Source organism: Parabacteroides sp. CT06 (genome assembly GCF_002257605.1).
In the GTDB taxonomy this organism is placed as follows: Bacteria; Bacteroidota; Bacteroidia; order Bacteroidales; family Tannerellaceae; genus Parabacteroides; species Parabacteroides distasonis.
The window spans coordinates 2,040,145-2,060,642 of the sequence record NZ_CP022754.1; the positions used below are offsets into that span (position 1 = coordinate 2,040,145).

The 20,498-nt window shown below is 44.0% G+C and carries 16 protein-coding genes; 14 read left to right on the top strand and 2 right to left on the bottom strand.

What is annotated here, in order from left to right; all coding sequences use genetic code 11:
- Positions 1 to 56: 56 nt before the first annotated feature.
- Positions 57 to 1,442, bottom strand: coding sequence for a transglycosylase SLT domain-containing protein (locus CI960_RS08870; RefSeq protein ID WP_005857066.1), 1,386 nt, complete (start codon positions 1,440 to 1,442; stop codon positions 57 to 59).
- A gap of 12 nt (positions 1,443 to 1,454) precedes the next feature.
- Positions 1,455 to 2,867: a 23S rRNA (uracil(1939)-C(5))-methyltransferase RlmD gene (rlmD, locus tag CI960_RS08875; protein ID WP_005857064.1), complete on the bottom strand. Its 1,413-nt coding sequence runs from the start codon at positions 2,865 to 2,867 to the stop codon at positions 1,455 to 1,457.
- A gap of 606 nt (positions 2,868 to 3,473) precedes the next feature.
- On the opposite strand from rlmD, the gene ppdK reads away from it, so the two are divergent.
- The 14 genes from ppdK to CI960_RS08945 all read left to right on the top strand — a co-directional run bounded on the left by ppdK (position 3,474) and on the right by CI960_RS08945 (position 20,497).
- Positions 3,474 to 6,194 (top strand): pyruvate, phosphate dikinase, encoded by a 2,721-nt coding sequence (gene ppdK, locus CI960_RS08880; RefSeq protein WP_005857062.1) that lies wholly within the window; start codon positions 3,474 to 3,476, stop codon positions 6,192 to 6,194.
- A 380-nt stretch (positions 6,195 to 6,574) separates the two neighbouring features.
- Positions 6,575 to 7,669: a HAMP domain-containing sensor histidine kinase gene (locus tag CI960_RS08885; protein ID WP_005857060.1), complete on the top strand. Its 1,095-nt coding sequence runs from the start codon at positions 6,575 to 6,577 to the stop codon at positions 7,667 to 7,669.
- A 58-nt stretch (positions 7,670 to 7,727) separates the two neighbouring features.
- A complete protein-coding gene (locus CI960_RS08890; RefSeq protein ID WP_005857058.1) occupies positions 7,728 to 8,117 on the top strand; it encodes a LytTR family DNA-binding domain-containing protein in 390 nt (129 codons plus the stop codon).
- 4 nt (positions 8,118 to 8,121) lie between these two features.
- Positions 8,122 to 8,775, top strand: coding sequence for an FHA domain-containing protein (locus CI960_RS08895; protein ID WP_005857056.1), 654 nt, complete (start codon positions 8,122 to 8,124; stop codon positions 8,773 to 8,775).
- 142 nt (positions 8,776 to 8,917) lie between these two features.
- Positions 8,918 to 9,172 (top strand): hypothetical protein, encoded by a 255-nt coding sequence (locus CI960_RS08900; protein WP_005857054.1) that lies wholly within the window; start codon positions 8,918 to 8,920, stop codon positions 9,170 to 9,172.
- Entirely contained in the window at positions 9,169 to 9,684 is a 516-nt protein-coding gene (locus tag CI960_RS08905) for an FHA domain-containing protein (RefSeq protein ID WP_005857052.1), read from the top strand. The genes CI960_RS08900 and CI960_RS08905 overlap by 4 nt, the downstream gene beginning before the upstream one ends.
- 12 nt (positions 9,685 to 9,696) lie before the next feature.
- On the top strand, positions 9,697 to 10,500 hold the full coding sequence (locus CI960_RS08910) for a PP2C family serine/threonine-protein phosphatase (RefSeq protein WP_005857050.1): 804 nt from the start codon (positions 9,697 to 9,699) through the stop codon (positions 10,498 to 10,500).
- A gap of 41 nt (positions 10,501 to 10,541) precedes the next feature.
- Positions 10,542 to 12,335: a serine/threonine-protein kinase gene (locus CI960_RS08915; protein ID WP_158593295.1), complete on the top strand. Its 1,794-nt coding sequence runs from the start codon at positions 10,542 to 10,544 to the stop codon at positions 12,333 to 12,335.
- Between the two features lie 41 nt (positions 12,336 to 12,376).
- A complete protein-coding gene (locus tag CI960_RS08920) occupies positions 12,377 to 13,333 on the top strand; it encodes a hypothetical protein (protein WP_008779854.1) in 957 nt (318 codons plus the stop codon).
- 12 nt (positions 13,334 to 13,345) lie between these two features.
- Entirely contained in the window at positions 13,346 to 15,508 is a 2,163-nt protein-coding gene (locus CI960_RS08925) for a kelch repeat-containing protein (RefSeq protein ID WP_005857043.1), read from the top strand.
- A gap of 2 nt (positions 15,509 to 15,510) precedes the next feature.
- The gene (locus CI960_RS08930; protein ID WP_005857041.1) at positions 15,511 to 16,407 is read left to right on the top strand and encodes a serine O-acetyltransferase; all 897 of its coding nucleotides are present in this window, start codon (positions 15,511 to 15,513) and stop codon (positions 16,405 to 16,407) included.
- A gap of 74 nt (positions 16,408 to 16,481) precedes the next feature.
- A complete protein-coding gene (locus tag CI960_RS08935; RefSeq protein ID WP_005857039.1) occupies positions 16,482 to 16,880 on the top strand; it encodes a ferredoxin in 399 nt (132 codons plus the stop codon).
- A gap of 21 nt (positions 16,881 to 16,901) precedes the next feature.
- The gene (locus tag CI960_RS08940) at positions 16,902 to 18,692 is read left to right on the top strand and encodes an NADH-ubiquinone oxidoreductase-F iron-sulfur binding region domain-containing protein (RefSeq protein WP_005857037.1); all 1,791 of its coding nucleotides are present in this window, start codon (positions 16,902 to 16,904) and stop codon (positions 18,690 to 18,692) included.
- 14 nt (positions 18,693 to 18,706) lie between these two features.
- The gene (locus CI960_RS08945; RefSeq protein WP_005857035.1) at positions 18,707 to 20,497 is read left to right on the top strand and encodes an NADH-dependent [FeFe] hydrogenase, group A6; all 1,791 of its coding nucleotides are present in this window, start codon (positions 18,707 to 18,709) and stop codon (positions 20,495 to 20,497) included.
- Position 20,498 lies beyond the last annotated feature (1 nt).

The window sequence follows — 20,498 nt, forward strand, 5'->3', positions numbered from 1 at the left end:
TGCAGAAAATTCATAGTTATGACTACTTTCACTCATAGCTATGAATTTTTTTATAACTATGACTTTTTCTTGTAGTAATGATAACGCTCCAACACTTCCCGCACGTAATTATATGTTTCTGAGCCACGCAAGTATCCATGCTTGCAAACAGGATCGTTATAATACTCGGGATCATTTTTCAAACGAATATATTCCGCTACATTATTATCCCATTTATTGGGATCTTTTCCATATTTTCGGGCCAATCGCTGCGCATCGTAAATATGTCCGATCCCAGCGTTGTAAGCCGCTAGGGTAAACTTGACTTTTTCTTCAGGATCCGTAATCTCAGAAAAACCTTGACGGAAGCGCCGTAAACAATCTACTCCCGTACGGATTCCCGTATCCGGATCTTTCAATTCATGCGGGGTGACACCTAATGCCTTCGCTGTATTTGGCATGATTCCCATAAGCCCCTCGGCACCGGCCCACGATACAACCGTAGGATTGAAATGAGACTCTTGATAGGAAATAGACGCCAACAGCTGCCAATCCCATCCGATGTTTTTCGCATGTTTCTTGAATAAAGGGTCATACGGGGAAATATGTCCATTCTTTACCTCCGGAATATCTGCGGTAAAAGGTTGCTTGCTTAATTCAAAGTACCGCTTAGTAACTGCCTTGAAAGAATGTTTACCCGTTTTATCAGAAGCCCATTCATCGATGGCCTTCGCCAAGTCCGGACTACTTTTCCTTACCCCCCATGAAGAGCGTTGGGGAAAACTAACCTTTAGGTCGACATTGATATTCCAATAATAAGTCTTGTTTAGGCGGGCGGTGTTATCATCGCTGATCGTATAGGGAATTTCGCCCAAGGAGACCATCTCGATAAGATCTTCGGTAGCAATGGAGTCATTTTCCACTTTTTGGATATGGATTCCTCCGCCGAGTTCCTCATCCAAGTTCTTCAGTCGTTCGGAGTATTTGGTGTTAGGCTTTACGTAAACATTCTTATCGATTAATTGAGTGACATCGGTAAGAAGCTTATCGCCTTTATTGGCCCGTTGTATCAATACTTGACTGGAGATATCCTCCCGGCCGCAATAAATGACCTCTTGTTTCAGCTTGTTATTGATTGGGATAGGGTAGGCTACAACATCGACCTCGCCGGCTTCTAGCATCTCGATCAGACGGGCAGGATTCTCGGCGACCTTGATGTTTAATTTCAAACCTTGGCTCTTGGCAAAATCGTTTATCAGATCGTATTCGTAACCCATGGGTTGCATCTTATATTGGAAGTAGGAGGTAGAACTGTATAAAGTCACCGCCGTGATCTCGCCTTCCGCTTTCAGTTGCGGTAAATCCACGAAAACGGAAACGTCCTCTTTCTCCTCTTGTTTGTTACCGTTGCAACCATACAAGAAGAACAAAAAGAGCAGAAAGGGGACGTATTTCCTATACATTATATTATATGTTTATTTTTTCTCAAGCAAAACCACGTTCTCCACATGATGTGTATGAGGAAACATATCGACCGGACGGACTTTCTTGACGGAGTATTTCACGCTCAACAAACTCAAATCGCGGGCTTGCGTAGCAGGATTGCAGCTAACGTAAACGATACGTTCCGGCTCGGCGAAGAGAATAGTGTTGATCACATCATCATGCATACCGGCACGTGGTGGATCGGTAATAATAACATCCGGACGTCCGTGTTGGTTTATGAAATCCTGCGTAAGGATATCTTTCATATCACCGGCATAAAAAAGCGTGTTCTCTATATGGTTCAAGGCGGAATTCACTTTTGCGTCCTCGATAGCCTCCGGTACGTATTCGATGCCGATAACCTTCTTTGCTTGGCGAGAGACGAAATTTGCGATCGTACCTGTCCCGGTATATAAATCGTACACCATCTCATTTCCGGTAAGACCCGCAAATTCTCTAGCCACTTTATATAGATTATAAGCCTGTTCACTGTTTGTCTGATAGAAAGACTTAGGACCTACCTTGAATTGAAGCCCCTCCATCTCCTCGATGATATGATCTTTTCCCTTGAATACGAGAACTTCTTGGTCGGTGATCGTGTCATTACATTTGCCGTTGATGACGTACATCAAGGACGTGATTTCCGGGAATCGTTCCGCCAGATGAGATAATAACGCTTCCCTGCGCTCTACATCCTCATGGAAGAAAACCAATACGACCATCAAATCCCCAGTGGATGCCGTACGGATCATCAACGTACGAACGAATCCCTCTTGGTTCCGTAAATCGAAGAAAGGATATCCCTCATGAGATAGGCAATATTCCTTGACGCAAAGACGGATCTTGTTCGATATATCATCTTGCAACCAACATTTATGGATGTCCAATACCTTATCGAACATCCCCGGTATATGAAACCCGACACCATTCATGCAATCGAAAGAAGCACCGGACTGGATCTCTTCCTCCGTAAGCCATTTCTTGTTTGAGAAAGTAAACTCAAGCTTGTTCCGGTAGAAAGTCGTGCGCTCGGAACCTAAGATCGGAAGTTTCTCTTCCATTTCGACTTTCCCGATGCGGGTAAGATTATCGTAGACCTGTTTTTGCTTATAGTAAAGTTGTTCCTCATAGGGAAGATGTTGCCACTTGCAACCTCCACAGACACCGAAGTGCTCACAAAACGGCTCCGCACGTTTGGCCGAGTACTCATGGAAATATACAGGTTTCCCCTCCGCATAACTATTCTTCTTACGGGTCAGTTGAATATCAACCACGTCTCCCGGAGCGACGAAGGGTACAAATACCACCATATCGTTCACTCTCGCGATAGCCTTGCCCTCGGCGGCTACGTCCGTAATGGTTACCTTTTCTAATATAGGCAACTGTTTCTTCTTTCTTGCCAATGTCGTTAAGTTTTAAATTCGCTTCGCGAAAATACTTACAATTCCGCTAAGAACAAAGAGCTTCGTTCTATATACTTAAATGAGTCCGGCAAACAGTTCTCGTTATTCTATCAAGATTGATGAAGATATGATTATGGACAGAAAGAGATGTATAGTATGTGTTTATAAATCAATATATTGCAGTTTCTTAAAATTTCTTATAAGGAAAACTTTTGTTTTGCTATAGAAAAACTTTAGTTCCACTAGGGAGAAACTTTAGTTTCATGCTGTAGAAACTAAAGTTTCTTCAGCAAAAAACTCCTGAGTCTTCCTATTGGAAATAAATAGACACAAATAAAAGAAAAAGATCATATAATTATATGTAAGGGGCAAAGAGATAGGCGGGAAATCCGATGGGAAATGGAAGCGTCAACAAACTTCCGCACGCAAATGTAAGCATTTGCTGGATATAAATGGTAAAGAATAGTTGTAAAACATGTAAAAATCTTTAACGCTATTCGTGCTTGCAAAGTAGAAATAGCATATATTTGCAGCATTGCAAAGTTGAGATAGCAATATAACAGTTGAAATCAACAAAACTAGAATCTAAATTCAATACTGTCGAATATGGAAAGAAAAAGAGTTTACACGTTCGGAAATGGAAAAGCCGAAGGTAAGGCAGATATGAGAAATCTGCTGGGTGGTAAAGGCGCTAACCTTGCCGAGATGAATCTGATTGGTGTACCGGTTCCTCCGGGATTCACGATTACAACAGAAGTTTGTATAGAGTATTACGAGTTAGGCAAAGATAAAGTCGTAGAGTTGCTGAAAGCGGATGTTGAGAAGGCGATCGCTAATATCGAAACGTTAATGAACTCTAAGTTCGGTGATGTTGCCAATCCTCTGTTAGTTTCAGTTCGCTCCGGTGCCCGTGCGTCCATGCCAGGTATGATGGATACGATATTGAACCTTGGCTTGAACGACGAGGTAGTGGAAGGATTGTCTCGTAAGACGGGCAACGCTCGTTTCGCTTGGGACTCTTATCGTCGTTTCGTTCAAATGTACGGAGATGTCGTATTAGGCATGAAACCGACAAGCAAAGAGGATATCGATCCGTTTGAGGCGATCATCGAGGAAGTAAAGAAAGCGAAAGGCGTTAAGTTAGATAACGAGCTTGACGTTGAAGATTTGAAAACATTGGTCTCTAAATTTAAGGCAGCCGTTAAGGCCCAGACCGGACAGGATTTCCCGACTTGCGCTTATGAACAATTGTGGGGCGCTATCTGTGCCGTGTTCAATAGCTGGATGAATGAGCGTGCTATCCTGTATCGTAAGATGGAAGGTATTCCAGACGAGTGGGGAACGGCGGTTAGCGTACAAGCCATGGTATTCGGTAATATGGGCGATACTTCCGCTACAGGCGTTTGTTTCTCTCGTGACGCGGGTAATGGTGAGGACTTGTTCAATGGTGAGTACTTGATTAACGCTCAAGGTGAGGATGTTGTAGCAGGTATCCGTACCCCGCAACAGATTACGAAGATCGGTTCACAACGTTGGGCTGAACGTGCCGGAATCTCAGAAGAAGAACGTATTGCTAAATATCCGTCCATGGAAGAAGCCATGCCGGAAATCTATAAGCAATTAGACGCTATCCAAGAGAAATTGGAAGATCATTATCGGGATATGCAAGATATGGAGTTTACCGTACAAGAGGGTAAACTTTGGTTCTTGCAAACCCGTAACGGCAAACGTACCGGTGCCGCTATGGTGAAAATCGCTATCGACTTATTGCATCAAGGCATGATCGACGAGAAAACAGCGTTGAACCGTATCGAGCCGAATAAACTGGATGAGTTGCTTCACCCAGTATTCGATAAAAAAGCCGAGAAACAGGCGAAAGTATGGGTAAAAGGTTTGCCGGCTTCACCGGGTGCCGCTACCGGACAGATCGTATTCTTCGCTGATGATGCCGCTAAATGGCATGCCGATGGCAAAAAGGTTGTCATGGTCCGTATTGAGACTTCTCCGGAAGACTTGGCCGGTATGGCTGTCGCCGAAGGTATCCTTACCGCTCGTGGAGGTATGACTTCTCACGCCGCTGTCGTGGCTCGTGGCATGGGTAAGTGCTGTGTATCCGGCGCTGGTGCCTTGAATATCGATTATAAGAACAAGACTGTAGACGTCGATGGCGTAACCTTGAAAGAAGGTGATTATATCTCTATCAATGGTACGACCGGGGAAGTCTATGTAGGACAGGTCGAGACGAAAGCGGCAGAGTTGTCAGGTGACTTCGCGGAGCTAATGGCTTTAGCCGATAAATATACAAAATTACAAGTTCGTACAAACGCTGATACGCCTCACGACGCTTCGATCGCTCGTAGCTTCGGTGCCGTTGGTATTGGCCTTTGCCGTACGGAGCATATGTTCTTCGAAGGTGAGAAGATCAAAGCTATGCGTGAGATGATCTTGGCCGAGGACGCTGAAGGTCGTAAGAAAGCGTTGGCGAAGATCCTTCCTTATCAGAAAGAGGACTTTAAGGGTATCTTCAAGGCTATGGCCGGATGTCCTGTTACCGTTCGTTTGCTCGATCCTCCTTTGCATGAGTTCGTTCCTCACGATTTGAAAGGTCAAGAGGAAATGGCTGAGACAATGGGCGTGTCCGTTAAGGAGATCCAAAAACGTGTGGAATCTCTTTGCGAGCATAACCCGATGTTGGGTCACCGTGGTTGCCGTCTAGGTAATACATATCCGGAAATTACGGAAATGCAGACTCGGGCCATTTTAGGTGCCGCTTTGGATTTGAAGAAAGAAGGTATTGAGGCTAAACCGGAAATCATGGTACCATTAACAGGAATCTTATATGAATTCAAGGAACAAGAGAAGGTGATCCGTACCGCGGCCGAAGAGCTATTCAAGGAAGTTGGCGATCGTATCGAATTCAAGGTAGGTACGATGATCGAGATTCCTCGTGCGGCATTGACAGCGGATCGTATCGCTTCCAGCGCCGAATTCTTCTCATTCGGAACGAATGATTTGACTCAGATGACATTTGGTTACTCTCGTGACGATATCGCTTCCTTCTTACCGGTTTACTTAGAGAAGAAGATTTTGAAGGTCGATCCGTTCCAAGTACTAGACCAAAATGGTGTAGGACAGCTGGTTCGTATGGCAACTGAGAAAGGTCGTGCCATCCGTCCGGATTTGAAATGTGGCATTTGCGGCGAGCATGGTGGTGAGCCTTCTTCCGTTAAGTTCTGCCATAAAGTTGGCTTGAATTACGTATCATGTTCACCTTTTAGAGTGCCCATAGCTCGTATCGCAGCGGCGCAAGCGGCTCTAGAAGACTAATCAAGGGGTTGATTTTTAATAGTTTAAGCACACGGTAGACAGGAGGGTGGATTGAGTGATCAATCTACCCTCTATTTTTTTATAGTCATATGGTATAATCTTATATATCAGGATATTGAAGTGGAGGGGAAGGCAACAAAACGACTAGTTTAATCGTTCGTTTTAATTAGTCGTTTGCAAATATCGCAAAAAACATTTACTTATGAAAGTCAAAAAGACTTTAGAATATAATTTTGATGCGGTTTTTGGGGTATTTTACTAAACCTATATGTTCCCTATAAAATAATCGATATAAACGACTAATTAAAACGAACGATTAATTCATTCGTTTTTTATGGCTAAACCCTCTTTTTGCATAAATATAATGAGAACGGATATATATGAAAACGACATTAGGCATAGAGTTCGAGCCTTTTTTTCCTCAGATAAGTCATCGTGCCAAGATCGGCTGCGCAAAGTATGATTTGTCCACTGGGGAAGGAGTGGCGATGGAACAATGGTATCTGAATATGGGTGAAGTTCCGGGAACTCCATTGAGCCAGATAGTAGGCATATATTCCAATGTCAAGCCAGAAGACCGTGAATGCTTGAAAACTTCCTTGAGCCGACTTGTCCACGGAGAAACTGATCATGATCAACGGGAAGCCCGGGTCAAGGATGGCGAGGGATGGAAATGGATTCGTCTGGATATAATGGAGGCGGGTCTGGAGAAATCAAGCCCCATCCTATTACTGATGAATTATGATATATCTGAACTGAAAGCGATGGAAGAACGAATGCTGAAGGCCGAGAAATCAGAGCGTTTGAAATCCTCCTTTTTGGCAAACATCAGCCATGAGATCCGCATGCCATTAAACGCTATTGTCGGATTCTCTTCTCTTTTAGGGGATGAAGAGGATGGTGAGCTAAGACAAGAGTATATTAATCTTATTCAGACCAATAATGAGTTATTATTGGGTATCGTTAATGATGTATTGGATCTGGCTAAGCTCGAGTCTGGTACCATGACCTTTGATTTCATGGAATTTGATCTAAGACAACTTATTGTAGAAACGGTAGCTTCTTTCCAGATCAAAGTACCGAGAGGGGTAGCTTTGACCTATCCGGAATCTTTGAATTCCTTTTTATTACGCTCTGACCGTATCCGTTTGAAACAAGTTCTTGGCAATTTTATAACAAACGCAATAAAGTACACCTCTATAGGTAGCATCATCTTGTCATATCAAGCCATGGAGAACGAGGTTCTGTTATCCGTGACCGATACGGGAGAAGGAATGTCGGAGGAAATAAAACTTCATGTGTTCGATCGTTTTTATAAAGGACGAAACCAAAAGCAAGGCATAGGGCTTGGACTTTCTATCTGCCAAAATATAATTGAAAGGCAGGGAGGGCGTATCGGTGTCTCTTCTGAGCAGGGAAAAGGCTCTTGTTTTTGGTGCACTTTACCAATCTTTCCCCCAAAAGATACCTATTAAATAAAGAAAATACCGTATATTTGTTTTTGAAAGAGAAACGAAAAAACAATTTCTACGTATGGAGCGGTATTTAATTATAAAAACAAGGGATGAGTTGTTGCGCATTAAGATTGGTCAGATCCTTTATTTTGAAGCAGACAGGAACTATACGAAACTATTGTTGTCAAATGGCATCCAATTTACCTTCGCTATAAATATCGGAAAAATAGAAGAGATCTTAGAGAAGCAGGTCGCTGGTTGTAACAAGATATTAATGCGTGTCGGAAAAAGTCATATCATAAATAAAAATCATATCTTACAAATAAATCTCCCTAAGCAGCGTTTATTATTATTGACGGAAGAGGGTAAGCCTAAAGAGTTGGTAATATCCAAGGATCCGTTGAAAGTGCTGAAAGATAATCTTGAGAAGGAGATGGGAAAGCCTCAAGAGGAAGAGGAAAAGGAATAAGACGATGATTATAAAGATAGGAAAAGCAAAAGACAACGATTTTATTGCAAACGATCCTCATGTAAGCCGCCATCATGCCCGTCTGATACGTGAGGATGGTGGCAACTTATTATTGGAGGATACGGGATCTACTAACGGTACGTTCGTGAATGGTGCCCAGATCGTAAAGAAACGTGTTACTCCTACGGATCATATTCGCTTGGGGGATAGCTATGTATTAAATCTTTCCGAGGTGCTTAAATACAATAATGATTATAGCGATGAATTTGCCGCATTGAAAAAAGTCTACGATGATTATATTCAAGCAAAAGTTAAGATTCAATCCTCTAATCAGTTTAAGACCAGATTATTTCAATCCTTACCATTTGCTTTGCCCGGAATAGTGGGGGTCGTGATAGGCTTCTTAGGGAAAGGTAGCCCGGAGCTATTCGGCATCAGCCTCCTGATAACGATTTGTGCCCCTACGGTAGGAATCTATCTAGGAGCCAAGCAGTCGGCCAAGATTCCCCAGCAATTGCAGGATATCGCCAATCAATTTAAGATAGACTATGTTTGCCCGAAATGTGGGACATTCTTGGGTGAGATCCCTTGGGAATCATTGAAAAACCGAAAGCAATGCCCAGTTTCTTCCTGTAAGGCCAAATGGGTGAGAGAATGAGCCTTTTCTTTTCGTATAGTAAAACAGCCTCTTTTGTACATGAAACCCAAATGTTTGATTATAAGAGAGAATAACAAGTTTATTAATCCATTGCTTTTTGTACTTTTGTTTTCGGAATATTAATATATTAGGAACAAAGGTTATGCAAGAAGAGGAATATACATTCGTAACTTTAGACGGCAATGACGTCATGCCAGCGGATGCTGTCATAATAGACGTGGAAGGAGGAGGTGTCGACCTAGGCGACGCCATAGTTATAGACGATAGTAGCATCGAGTCTTTCGATCATTCAGACTTTATAACATTGGCGGACGATACGGTTATGCTTTCCGATACAGATATGATGGATCTGTACTCTACGGATATGGATGGCGCAGATATTTCGTTTATCGTATGATCGCAGTTAAATGTCCACATTGCCATGTAGGATTAAAGGTAGCCGAGGGGAAGATTCCCCTCGGCATTACCTCCTTTAAGTGTCCGAAATGCAAAGAGCCTATTCCTTTGTCCTTATTATCCGAGAAAAGTAATCATCAGGAAGTCGATTCCGATACGATTTTAGTGACACCTGTCAAGACTGGAATCGGCAGACTGACGGTTCTTCCAGACGCCGATACACCTGAACAAGCGTTTCCTCTTCACGAAGGGAAGGTTGTCATTGGCCGGAAGTCGAACGCCTCACAAGCTACGATGCCAATTATCACGGCTGATCGCACGATGAGTCGCGAGCATATTTGCATTGAGGTGAAAAAAGATTCAAAAGGTGGATATAAACATTTCCTTACCGACAATAATAGTAAAAACCATACGTTATATAATAACAGTTACCTAGAGAATGGCGAGGTGGTCGTGCTCAATGATAATGACGAGATTATTATTGGTCGCACCGTCTTACGTTTTAATGAATAAAACTCATTTGTTATGATTATAACGATCGGTAAGCCATGTGCTATTACGGAAAAAGGAGGCAGATCGAATAACGAGGATTCCATTTACCCGCTTCCCGAACAAGTGACCCTTGACCAAAAATTGTTTATGGTTTGCGATGGTGTGGGTGGAGCCGAGAAAGGGGAGGTAGCCAGCTCATTAGCTTGCGAGTCCATACAAACTTTCTTTTCTACGTTCCTAAAGGATGATCCCACGCCAGAGTTTATCCATAAAGCCGTACATTATGCGGAAGTCTGTTTCGACTCCTATGTTCAAGAGCATCCGGAAGCGATGGGTATGGCTACTACGCTCACCATGGCCTATATCGCTTCTTCCGGAATCGTATTGGCTCATATCGGAGATAGCCGGATCTATCATCTGAGGAAGGGGGAGATTTTATATCAAACAGAAGATCATTCATTGGTAAATTCGTTGGTTAAATTAGGTAAGATCACTCCGGAAGAAGCGTTAACCCACCCCCAGCGGAATGTGATTATCCGGGCTATACAAGGCACTCATACTCCAACAGAAGCGGACATTATTACCTTGAACGATATTCAACCCGACGATTTCCTCTTTCTTTGTACGGACGGGGTTCTTGAAAGACTGAAGAATGAAAAGATTGCAGAGATATTTAATGGTCGTTTATCTGTTCCGGAAATAAAGGACGCTCTCATGGAAGCCTGTGACGGCAAGACTCGGGATAATTTTTCTTTTTATATCATAACTATTCAAAAAGTGGAAGATAGCATGGGTTTTAAGCAAAATATTCTCTCTTTTCTTTATTCTTTTATATAAATAACGTACTTTTGGCAGATTAAATGGAATTATTCAAGGTTATGAATCTGCCAGACGGACATCTTCTTCAAAACGGAAAATACAGACTTACTCATGTGGTTGGTCAAGGTGGTTTTGGCATAACCTACAGAGGAGTTTGGTACACAGAGGTTAAAGGATCTTTAGGTACCGTAAAGACGGAGGTCCCTATCTGTGTCAAGGAATATTTCTTCAAGGATTATTGTTATAGAGAACCCGGTTCCCAAGCCGTAAAAGTACATTCGGAGACGGGAAAGGTCTTATTTAACAAGTTCAAGGAAAAACTGATCAAAGAGGCAAAGATCCTATCGGAAGTTCACCATCCCTATATCGTAAACGTGTTGGAGGTTTTCGAGGAAAACAATACGGCTTATATTGCCATGGAGTATATTTCCGGCTTCTCGCTAAAATATATGCTTGAGAAAAACGGGATATTGCCCGAAGCTACGGTCCTTAAATATGTACGGCAAATTGGCGAGGCGTTACAATTCGTTCATGATAAGAGTATCTTGCATCTGGATATCAAGCCTAGCAATATCTTGATCGATAAGAACGGGAACGCCCGCTTGATCGATTTCGGAGTCAGCAAACGTTACGATATCGAGCAGGAAGAGACCAGCACTACGATGTTAACCCTTTCTAAAGGATTCGCATCCATAGAGCAATACGATAACGAAGGAACACAAGTGTTCTCGCCCCGTCCGGATATTTATTCCTTGGGAGCCACGATGTATAATCTGTTAACGGGAACAATCCCTACAGAATCTATACTACGTGCCGCACGTCCTTTGCGAAACCCCTCTGAAATCAATGCGGCGATCAGCCCGAAAACAGAGGCTGTTATCATAAAAGCGATGCAAATCATTCCTGCGGATCGCTTTGAGACGGTGGGCGAGATGTTGGCGTCTTTGGATTTTTCTCAAGCGGAAAAGGAAGTTCAGGTTGTCCCAAGTCCATCTCCCGAGATTGTGAATGAGGAAACAACGGTGGTTTATTCATCACCTGTAGATTCTAAATTAGTAGGATCGGATGATGAAGAGACTGTTGTCAATGTGGCTAATCCACCTGCCGTGGAGCCAATAACAGAAAAGAATAATTCCAGAAAGAAAATAATTCCTATCGGAATCGCTATATTTGTCGTTGTAGGATCCGCTACGGCTCTTTTAGTGCATAGCAATAGGCCCACAAAAGAGGTTGTCGAGAGTATTGATTTACCTTCAGCTGTGGAGCCGGATAGCAATGTCTCAAAAGAAGTAGAAATGCCAGATCACCCAGTTCTACATACGGAACCTCCTATCTCTGAGATAAAGAAAGCGGAGAAACAAGAGCCTAAAGTGGAAGAGAAACGACCTATGGAAACAGAGCATACGATAGAAGAGAATGTTCTCCCGGATCAGCCATCGGAAAATGAGATGAATGAGAAATATAACTCGTTAATCGCCTCCGGTAAGGAAAAAATGGCCAAAGCTGATTATTCGGGAGCTAAGAAAGATTTGTCGGAGGCAAAGGATACGAAACTTACGGAAGAGGTAGTCCGGTTGATCATCGCTTGCGATGAGAAAACCGAGGAGAAACGTATAGCGGACAAAAAGGCCCTGTATGAGGAGAAAATGGCTTTCGGACGATATAAGATCGTACGCAAGAAGTCAAATAACAGATACGGGGCGATCGATTCGAAAGCCGAGGAACGTATTCCTTGCAAATACCTAAGTGTCGGTATCGCGGATAACGGCCGGGCATTCGAACGGGAAGACAATTTGTTTGATATTTATAATTCTGACGGATCATTGATTAGCGAAGGCCTTACTTATTATTGATTGTAATATTATGAACAACTAAACATGTATTTACCTATTATATGAAAAGACTTTGGATATTGATGATATGTGCGGTATTTCCCCTCGGACTGCTGGCGCAACAGCGTACGGAATACAACCGTAAGGGAGATGAAGCGATGAAACGTCTTGATTATAGTGACGCTAAAATGTGGTACGAGGAAGGCGTATCGCAATGCGACGCATACAGTATTGATCAGCTGACTACGATTTGGCTTTCCAACGAGCGAATGCGGCCTTCCATGCGTAGCTTGATGAATAAATGTTTAAACTGCCTGACGGTCAAAGCTACGGAAGATGATCCGGATGCCATCTCTAAATTAATCATTTATTATTCGGAAGGTATCGGAACCCCTAAAAGTGAGGAGCTAGCAACCTATTGGAAAGAATACCAAGAGATATTGTTAAAGCCGGCGGAACCGGCGGCCCAACCAATAGATTCCGCGGCGGTATCCCCTAAGAAACGAATGGAGTTTTTCGCGGGATACTCGTATTCGATCGAATCTCCTTATGGAATCACGGTAGGAGGTATGGGGCAACGCTTCGGTTGGTATGTCCGTTTCAAGACGAATATGTCTTTTATGAATTATACGGACGAATGTAATAACCAAGGGCAGATTATTAAGTTCTCTAATTCGGAAGGGGAATCTTATGAGCTTAATACAGGTAAATCCTCGAAGACAAATAGTATAGCCGGAACGGCCGGTTTAATCGTAAAATGCTTTCCGTGGTTATATGCCTCCGTTGGTTTGGGATATGGTGAAAGAGCTTTACTACATTCGTTCACGACCCATTCCTATGAAAACTACGACAGTACACGAGAGGTATGGTGCCGGAATATTGATTCCTCATACAAAGGGGTCGCTGCCGAGGTTGACTTGATGATGAAAATAACGAACTCTGTATTTATTAGCGTTGGATGCAACACGGTTAATTTTAAGTACTTGGATCTAAACGCTGGCTTAGGTGTATTCTTTTAATATTGATTATTTATGAAACATATATACTCACTCTTCTCTATTCTATTTGCGGCTTTATTAATGGCCGGATGCGTGAATGATCCGGATATAGATGGTGGCATTCGAAACGCTAAAAAACCGTCTGTTAAGACAGACGAGATATTGAAGTCCACGGCTAGTTCAGTGACAGTATCGGGGGAGGTCCTGCAAGAAAACGGCGCTCCCGTGACAGAGGCCGGTTTTTGTTGGAGCACGGAATCTACCTTTACTGTGATAGAGAAAAATAAAAAAGCCGTATCCAAGCGTAAGGTAAAATATGAGGCTACGATCGAGGGCTTAACCAATGATCTGGATTACTATATCCGGGCCTATGCGATCAATGCGGTAGATACCGCTTATGGAGAGATTTTACCTTTTAAGACGAAAGATGGATTAGGAAGCGTTAAGACCTTATTTCCAGTCAACGTGATGTCTACTTCCGTTCAATGCGGAGGTATGATAACCAAACAAGGAGAAGCCGAAATCGAGGAAAGGGGTATTTACTTAATGCTGAATCCGGAGCCTTCAGCATCTGACTCCACGATTCGTATAGACATGGAAGCCGATTCGTTCTATTGTACGATCTCCGATTTAAAACCGGAAACTACCTATTACGTTAGAGCTTACGCAAAAAGTAAATATGGTGAGTATAACGGGGCGAAAGTCGAGACCTTTAAGACTACGAATGGTCGTCCTGTATTAGATGATAACAAATTCAAGAAAATAGCGACAGAGTTTACCTATGCGGAGTTCTCCATGGAAATAATAAGCGAGGGAGATTCTCCGATCACGGCATGTGGTTTCTGCTTTAGTACTGATAAATCACCGACAATAGAAAATGGGGATACGATTATTTGCGGAGCGGGTATCGGAGAATTTGCCGGGAAAATCTATGATATGCAACAGCAGAAAGGGTATTACGTACGTGCTTATGCGACAAACGCTTTAGGTACTACCTATAGCGCAGGCGAAGGTATCCATACGATTCTGGAAAGTGAGTTGCCTACAGTCAATACAAAGGAGGTGTCTACTATTAAAAACGGTACCGCATGGGTAGGAGGAGAGGTCTTAGCCGAAGGTGCCTCACCGGTTACAGAGGCTGGTGTATGTTGGGGAACTAGTCCTAGTCCGGCCTTTGGTAATTGTGAAGGAGCGGTAGCTCTTTCTTCCGGTACACAAGCGTTTACGGGTACGATAAAGGAATTGAGAGGAGGCACGAGCTATTATTTAAGAGCTTACGCTAAAAATAAGAATGGTATCGCTTACGGAGAGGAAGTTCGCTTCCAAACTCCGGATATATTTGGAGTAGGGGCAAGGTTTGAGGGAGCTTTCCGGATACCGGGATCTACCTCTTTCTGTACCTTGGCTAATAGCACGGGATTCTTATTAGGCGGTGACACGGGTAGGGAATACACCGATGAGTTTTGGGGATATATGACCTCTAAGAAAGAATGGTTGCCCTTAAGGTCTCAGCCTGAGAAATTATCGGGCCAAGCATGTTTCAGTATCGGATTTGGCCTATGGACTTTTGGTGGTTTAGATAACACGGGAAAGATATGTGACAGTTTATATGTATACTCCACGTCCGATAATTCTTGGAGCGCCGTACAAACAGACCAGCAACGGCCTAAAGGTATGTATCGGACGGCATGTTGCAGAATGGAAGATCAGGCGTTCCTCATAGGTGGACGTAGAGGTAACGAACTAATCGATGAAGTCTGGACTTATGAACCGAGCGCTTTCGTTTGGAGCAAGAAATCTAATTTCCCGATTAAACAATACGGCGGAATATCCGTTGTAATTGGTGACCGTATATATGCCGGACTGGGGATTATTAATAAAGCGGATCCTTCTTTGGAATATACGACACAGTTTTGGTCTACAGACAAGAACGCTGTAGCTTGGGAAAAGGAGGCTTCGTTCCCCGGAAGGATGCTTTTATGTGCTATCGCTTATGGTAATTACGTATATGGCGTAGACGGGGACGGTTATATTTGGCGCTATGATCCGGACTCTCAGAACTGGAGCCAGAAATCCCAGTTACCAGCGGCTAACAGGTCTGTACATTGCATGTATGTCTTGGATAATTATATCTATATCGGTTTGGGCAATGCCTCTAACTCATTAATCAGTTACGATCCTACTTGGGATAATTAAAGATGAATAGAACAGCGATTTTAGAACAGATACAGAAGAACGTAGAACGGCTGTCGGCTCCTGATCTACCGGAATACAAATATATCCCGTTGCATCAGAAGCCATCGCCTTCAGTCGCTACGTTGCATGAGATCATGCGCCTATTACGTACGGTTATCTTCCCCGGATTCTTTGGTACGGAACAAGAGGCTCAATTAGGCTCTATCCAATATTATACGGGAGTCTATTTGGAAAAGATCTATGATCTCTTGCAAGAGCAAATATATAATGGACTTTGTTTTGAGGTAGAGCGTTGTTGTGATTCCAAGGACCGGGCTTCCGAGATCTCGATCGCTTTTATTAACCGGATTCCTCATATCAAATATTTACTGTCCACCGATGTAAAGGCCATCTTGGATGGTGATCCGGCAGCCAAGAGCGTGAGTGAGATTATATTCTGTTATCCGGCGGTCTACGCGCTTTTACATCAACGGGTCGCTCATGAATTATTCGAGCTAGGCGTACCGGTACTCCCGCGTATCATTACGGAAATGGCACACTCGCAAACCGGGATCGACATTCATCCCGGGGCGCAGATCGGAGAATATTTCAGTATCGATCATGGAACGGGTATTGTCGTGGGACAAACCGCCATTATCGGAAACCATGTCCGCCTTTATCAAGGTGTGACGTTAGGAGCTAAGAGTTTTACGCTGGACGAGGAAGGACTTCCGATAGATTTACCCCGTCATCCGATCATCGAGGATTATGTGACCATTTATTCCAACGCATCCATATTAGGACGGATCACTATTGGCCGAGGATCTATTATCGGGGGTAACATCTGGCTCACCCATAGTGTACCTCCCAATTCCAAGATATCTCAATCACGTGTCGAAGAAAAATTCACGGAAATATGATATTATTTGAAAGAGATTCCGTATGTTTGTGCAAATGACATTACGGTGTTTTCCTTAAATAATAGAATATGACCATGAACAAAGTAAAGACATTAGATGATCTCAAGAAAATGCGTGAATCTCTTCGTGCGTCTTTGGATCTGCGTGAAAAAAGCAATACCCCTGATCAGCTCGTACAAATTAAGGTTTCTATGGCCACTTGCGGTATAGCTGCCGGAGCCAAGGAGATAATGAGTTATTTTATCGAGGTTTTAGACCGGCAGAAAATCGATGCGTTGGTAACTCAAACCGGATGCATGGGCTATTGTTATGCGGAACCGACTATCGAAATCAAGCTTCCGGGTCAGGAGCCGTTGGTATTCGGTTATGTTGATAAGGCAAAAGTAGAAGAGATCATAGATAAGTATATCCGTAAGGGTATCTTGGTAGACGGCATCATTCCTGTAACTTACACCACCGTAAAACCCGAATAAGAAATTTAATATCTTACATAAATGGCACAATACACGAATTATATATTGGTGTGCGGTGGCACAGGTTGCCGTGCATCACAAAGCGAGCAGATCATCGAGAATCTGAGAGCCGCCGTCGAGCAATACGGATTAGAGGATACACAAGTGATCCGTACCGGATGCTTCGGTTTCTGCGAGAAGGGTCCGGTGGTTAAGATGATCCCCGATAACACTTTTTACGTACAAGTTCAACCATCGGATGCGGACGAGATCGTACGGGAGCATTTGGTAAAAGGCCGTAAAGTGGAACGGTTACTTTATATGAATCCAGAGACCCGTGAGCTGGTTCCGGACTCCAAGCATATCAGATTCTATAAGAAACAGCTACGAATCGCCCTTCGAAATTGTGGCTTTATCAACCCTGAGAATATCGATGAGTATATCGCTCGTGACGGCTATGTAGCGTTAGGAAAAGCCCTTGTGGAAATGACTCCCGAGGAAGTAATCAAGGAAATCATGGATAGCGGTTTACGGGGTCGTGGGGGCGGTGGTTTCCCCACAGGTTTGAAATGGCAGATTACCCGTAAGGTACAAGCACCTCAAAAATACGTGGTTTGCAATGCGGACGAGGGTGACCCGGGCGCTTTTATGGATCGCTCCATATTGGAGGGCGACCCGCATTCGATTGTGGAGGCTATGGCGATTAATGGATATTGTACGGGAGCTAGCAAAGGTTTGGTATATATCCGTGCCGAATATCCGCTAGCCGTGGAACGTTTGAAAATCGCCATACGGCAAGCGAAAGAATATGGATTGCTGGGCGAGAATATATTTGGGACTGATTTCTCATTCGATATCGAGATCCGGTACGGTGCCGGAGCTTTTGTTTGTGGAGAGGAGACTGCTTTGATCCACAGTATGGAAGGTTTGCGAGGCGAGGCTACCGTAAAGCCGCCGTTCCCTAGTGAACACGGGTATAAAGGTTGTCCGACCAATGTAAATAACGTAGAGACTTACGCAAATATCCCGGTGATCTTGTTAAGAGGCGCTAAATGGTTCAGTAGTATCGGAACGGAGAAAAGCAAAGGAACAAAGGTGTTCGCCTTGGCTGGAAAGGTAAACAATGTGGGGCTGATCGAGGTTCCTATGGGTACGACTTTGCGTGAGGTTATCTTTGGAATTGGGGGAGGTATCAAGGATGGAAAGAAGTTTAAGGCTGTGCAAACCGGTGGCCCGTCAGGAGGTTGCTTGACTGAAAAGCATCTTGATCTTCCTATCGATTATGATAATTTGCTTGCCGCTGGTTCCATGATGGGTTCCGGAGGTATGATCGTCATGGACGAGGATGATTGTATGGTAGCCATGGCTAAGTTCTATCTGGACTTTACGGTCGAGGAATCTTGCGGTAAATGCGCACCGTGCCGTATCGGTAATAAACGCTTACATGAGATATTGCAGAAAATTACGAGTGGAAACGGAGCCGAAGAGGATTTGACCCGTCTAAGGAATCTGGCGATGGTGATTAAGGATACCGCTTTATGCGGCTTGGGACAGACTTCTCCGAATCCGGTTTTATCTACGATGGATAATTTCTACGATGAATATCTGGCGCATGTCCGGGAGCATCGTTGTCCGTCTCATCAATGCCGGGAACTTACTCAATATTTCATCAATCCGGAGAAATGTAAAGGATGTACGCTCTGTGCCCGTGTTTGTCCGGTGCATGCGATTACAGGTGGACGGAAAATTCCTCATATTATCGATCCGCAAGCTTGTATCCGTTGCGGTACCTGTATGGAGAAGTGTAAGTTCGGAGCGATTTATGTCCACTAAATTTATTTATAAGCATGGAAACAATTCAATTAATCATAGATAATAAAGAGGTGGAAGTGCCGAGAGGAACCACCATTTTAGATGCGGCAAAAAGTGTAGGTATCCACATCCCGACACTCTGTTATATGAAACTGGAGGACTTGCACTACGAGAATAATCCGGGAGCTTGCCGTATTTGTGTCGTAGAGATCGAGGGACGTAGAAATCTAGCCCCATCCTGTAAGATGGAATGTACGGAAGGCATGGTCGTACGGACACATACCCCCCGGGTGATGAATGCCCGTAGGACGGTGATGGAGCTGATCCTCTCGAATCATCCGGCGGAATGTCTGACATGTAGCAGCAACGGACATTGCGAGTTACAAAAGATCGCACATGACTTAGGAATCCGTGAGATCCGGTATAAGGGAGAGATGTCCACATTTACGATAGACCGTTCCCCTTCCATTGTGCGGAACATGAACAAATGTATCATGTGCCGCCGCTGTGAGACCATGTGTAATACGATACAGACAGTTGGCGCCTTGACTGCCGTGAACCGTGGATTTAACGCGGCCGTATCGACTGCTTTTGAACGGGATATGGCCGGAAGTACCTGTTCGTATTGTGGACAATGCGTATCCGTCTGTCCTGTAAACGCGCTTAGCGGACGTAATACGCAACAGCCGGTCTTGGACGCTTTGGCCGATCCTACTAAAATTGTTATCGCCCAGACAGCGCCGGCGGTTCGCACAGCGTTGGGACGTGATTTCGGGTATGAGCCGGGTACATTGGTTACAGGCAAGATGGTTTCAGCTTTGCGTCAATTGGGTTTTGATTATGTATTCGATACGGACTTTGCCGCCGACTTGACCATTATGGAAGAGGGTACGGAATTATTACATCGCCTAGGTAGTTACCTAAATGGAGACAAAGAGGTGAAAATACCGTTAATGACGAGTTGTTGTCCGGGTTGGGTTAGCTTTGTGGAACAACATTTCCCCGAGTTACGGGATAATTTATCTACAGCCAAGAGCCCGCAGCAAATGTTCGGAGCGATCGCCAAGAGTTATTTCGCCGAGAAGTTGGGAGTGGACCGTAAGGATTTGGTAGTCGTATCTATCATGCCTTGTTTGGCGAAGAAGTATGAGGCTAGCCGCCCGGAGTTTAGCGTGGAAGGTAATCCCGATGTAGATTATTCGATCTATACCCGTGAGTTAGCCCGTTTAATCCGTTATGCGAATATAGATTTCAATGAACTGCCGGATGGTGAGTTCGATAGCCCGTTGGGTGAATCTACCGGAGCGAGCGTGATCTTCGGTACTACCGGCGGTGTTATCGAGGCCGCTTGCCGTACAGCTTATGAATTATATACGAAGAAAAATCTGGATAAAGTGGACTTCGAGGAGTTACGCGGGCTGGAAGGTATTCGTAGCGCTACGATCGATTTTAATGGGACTCCGGTAAAGATCGGTATCGCTCATGGTCTGGGGAATGCCCGCAAATTGATCGAGGAGGTGAAGAACGGTACCTCTCCTTATCATGCGATCGAGGTGATGGCTTGTCCGGGAGGCTGTATCGGCGGTGGTGGACAACCGTTCCACCGAGGCCGTATGGAGGTACTTCGCCGGCGTGCTTCCGCTCTTTACCGGGAAGACGCTAACAAACCGCTTCGCAAGAGCCATGAGAATCCGTATATCCAGCAATTATACAGCGAGTATTTGGGAGAGCCTTGCGGACCGAAAGCCCATAAATTACTGCATACCCATTACATAGATCGTAAGGAAGTAATCGGTATGTATATAGAAACCGAAAAAAGTAAATAAG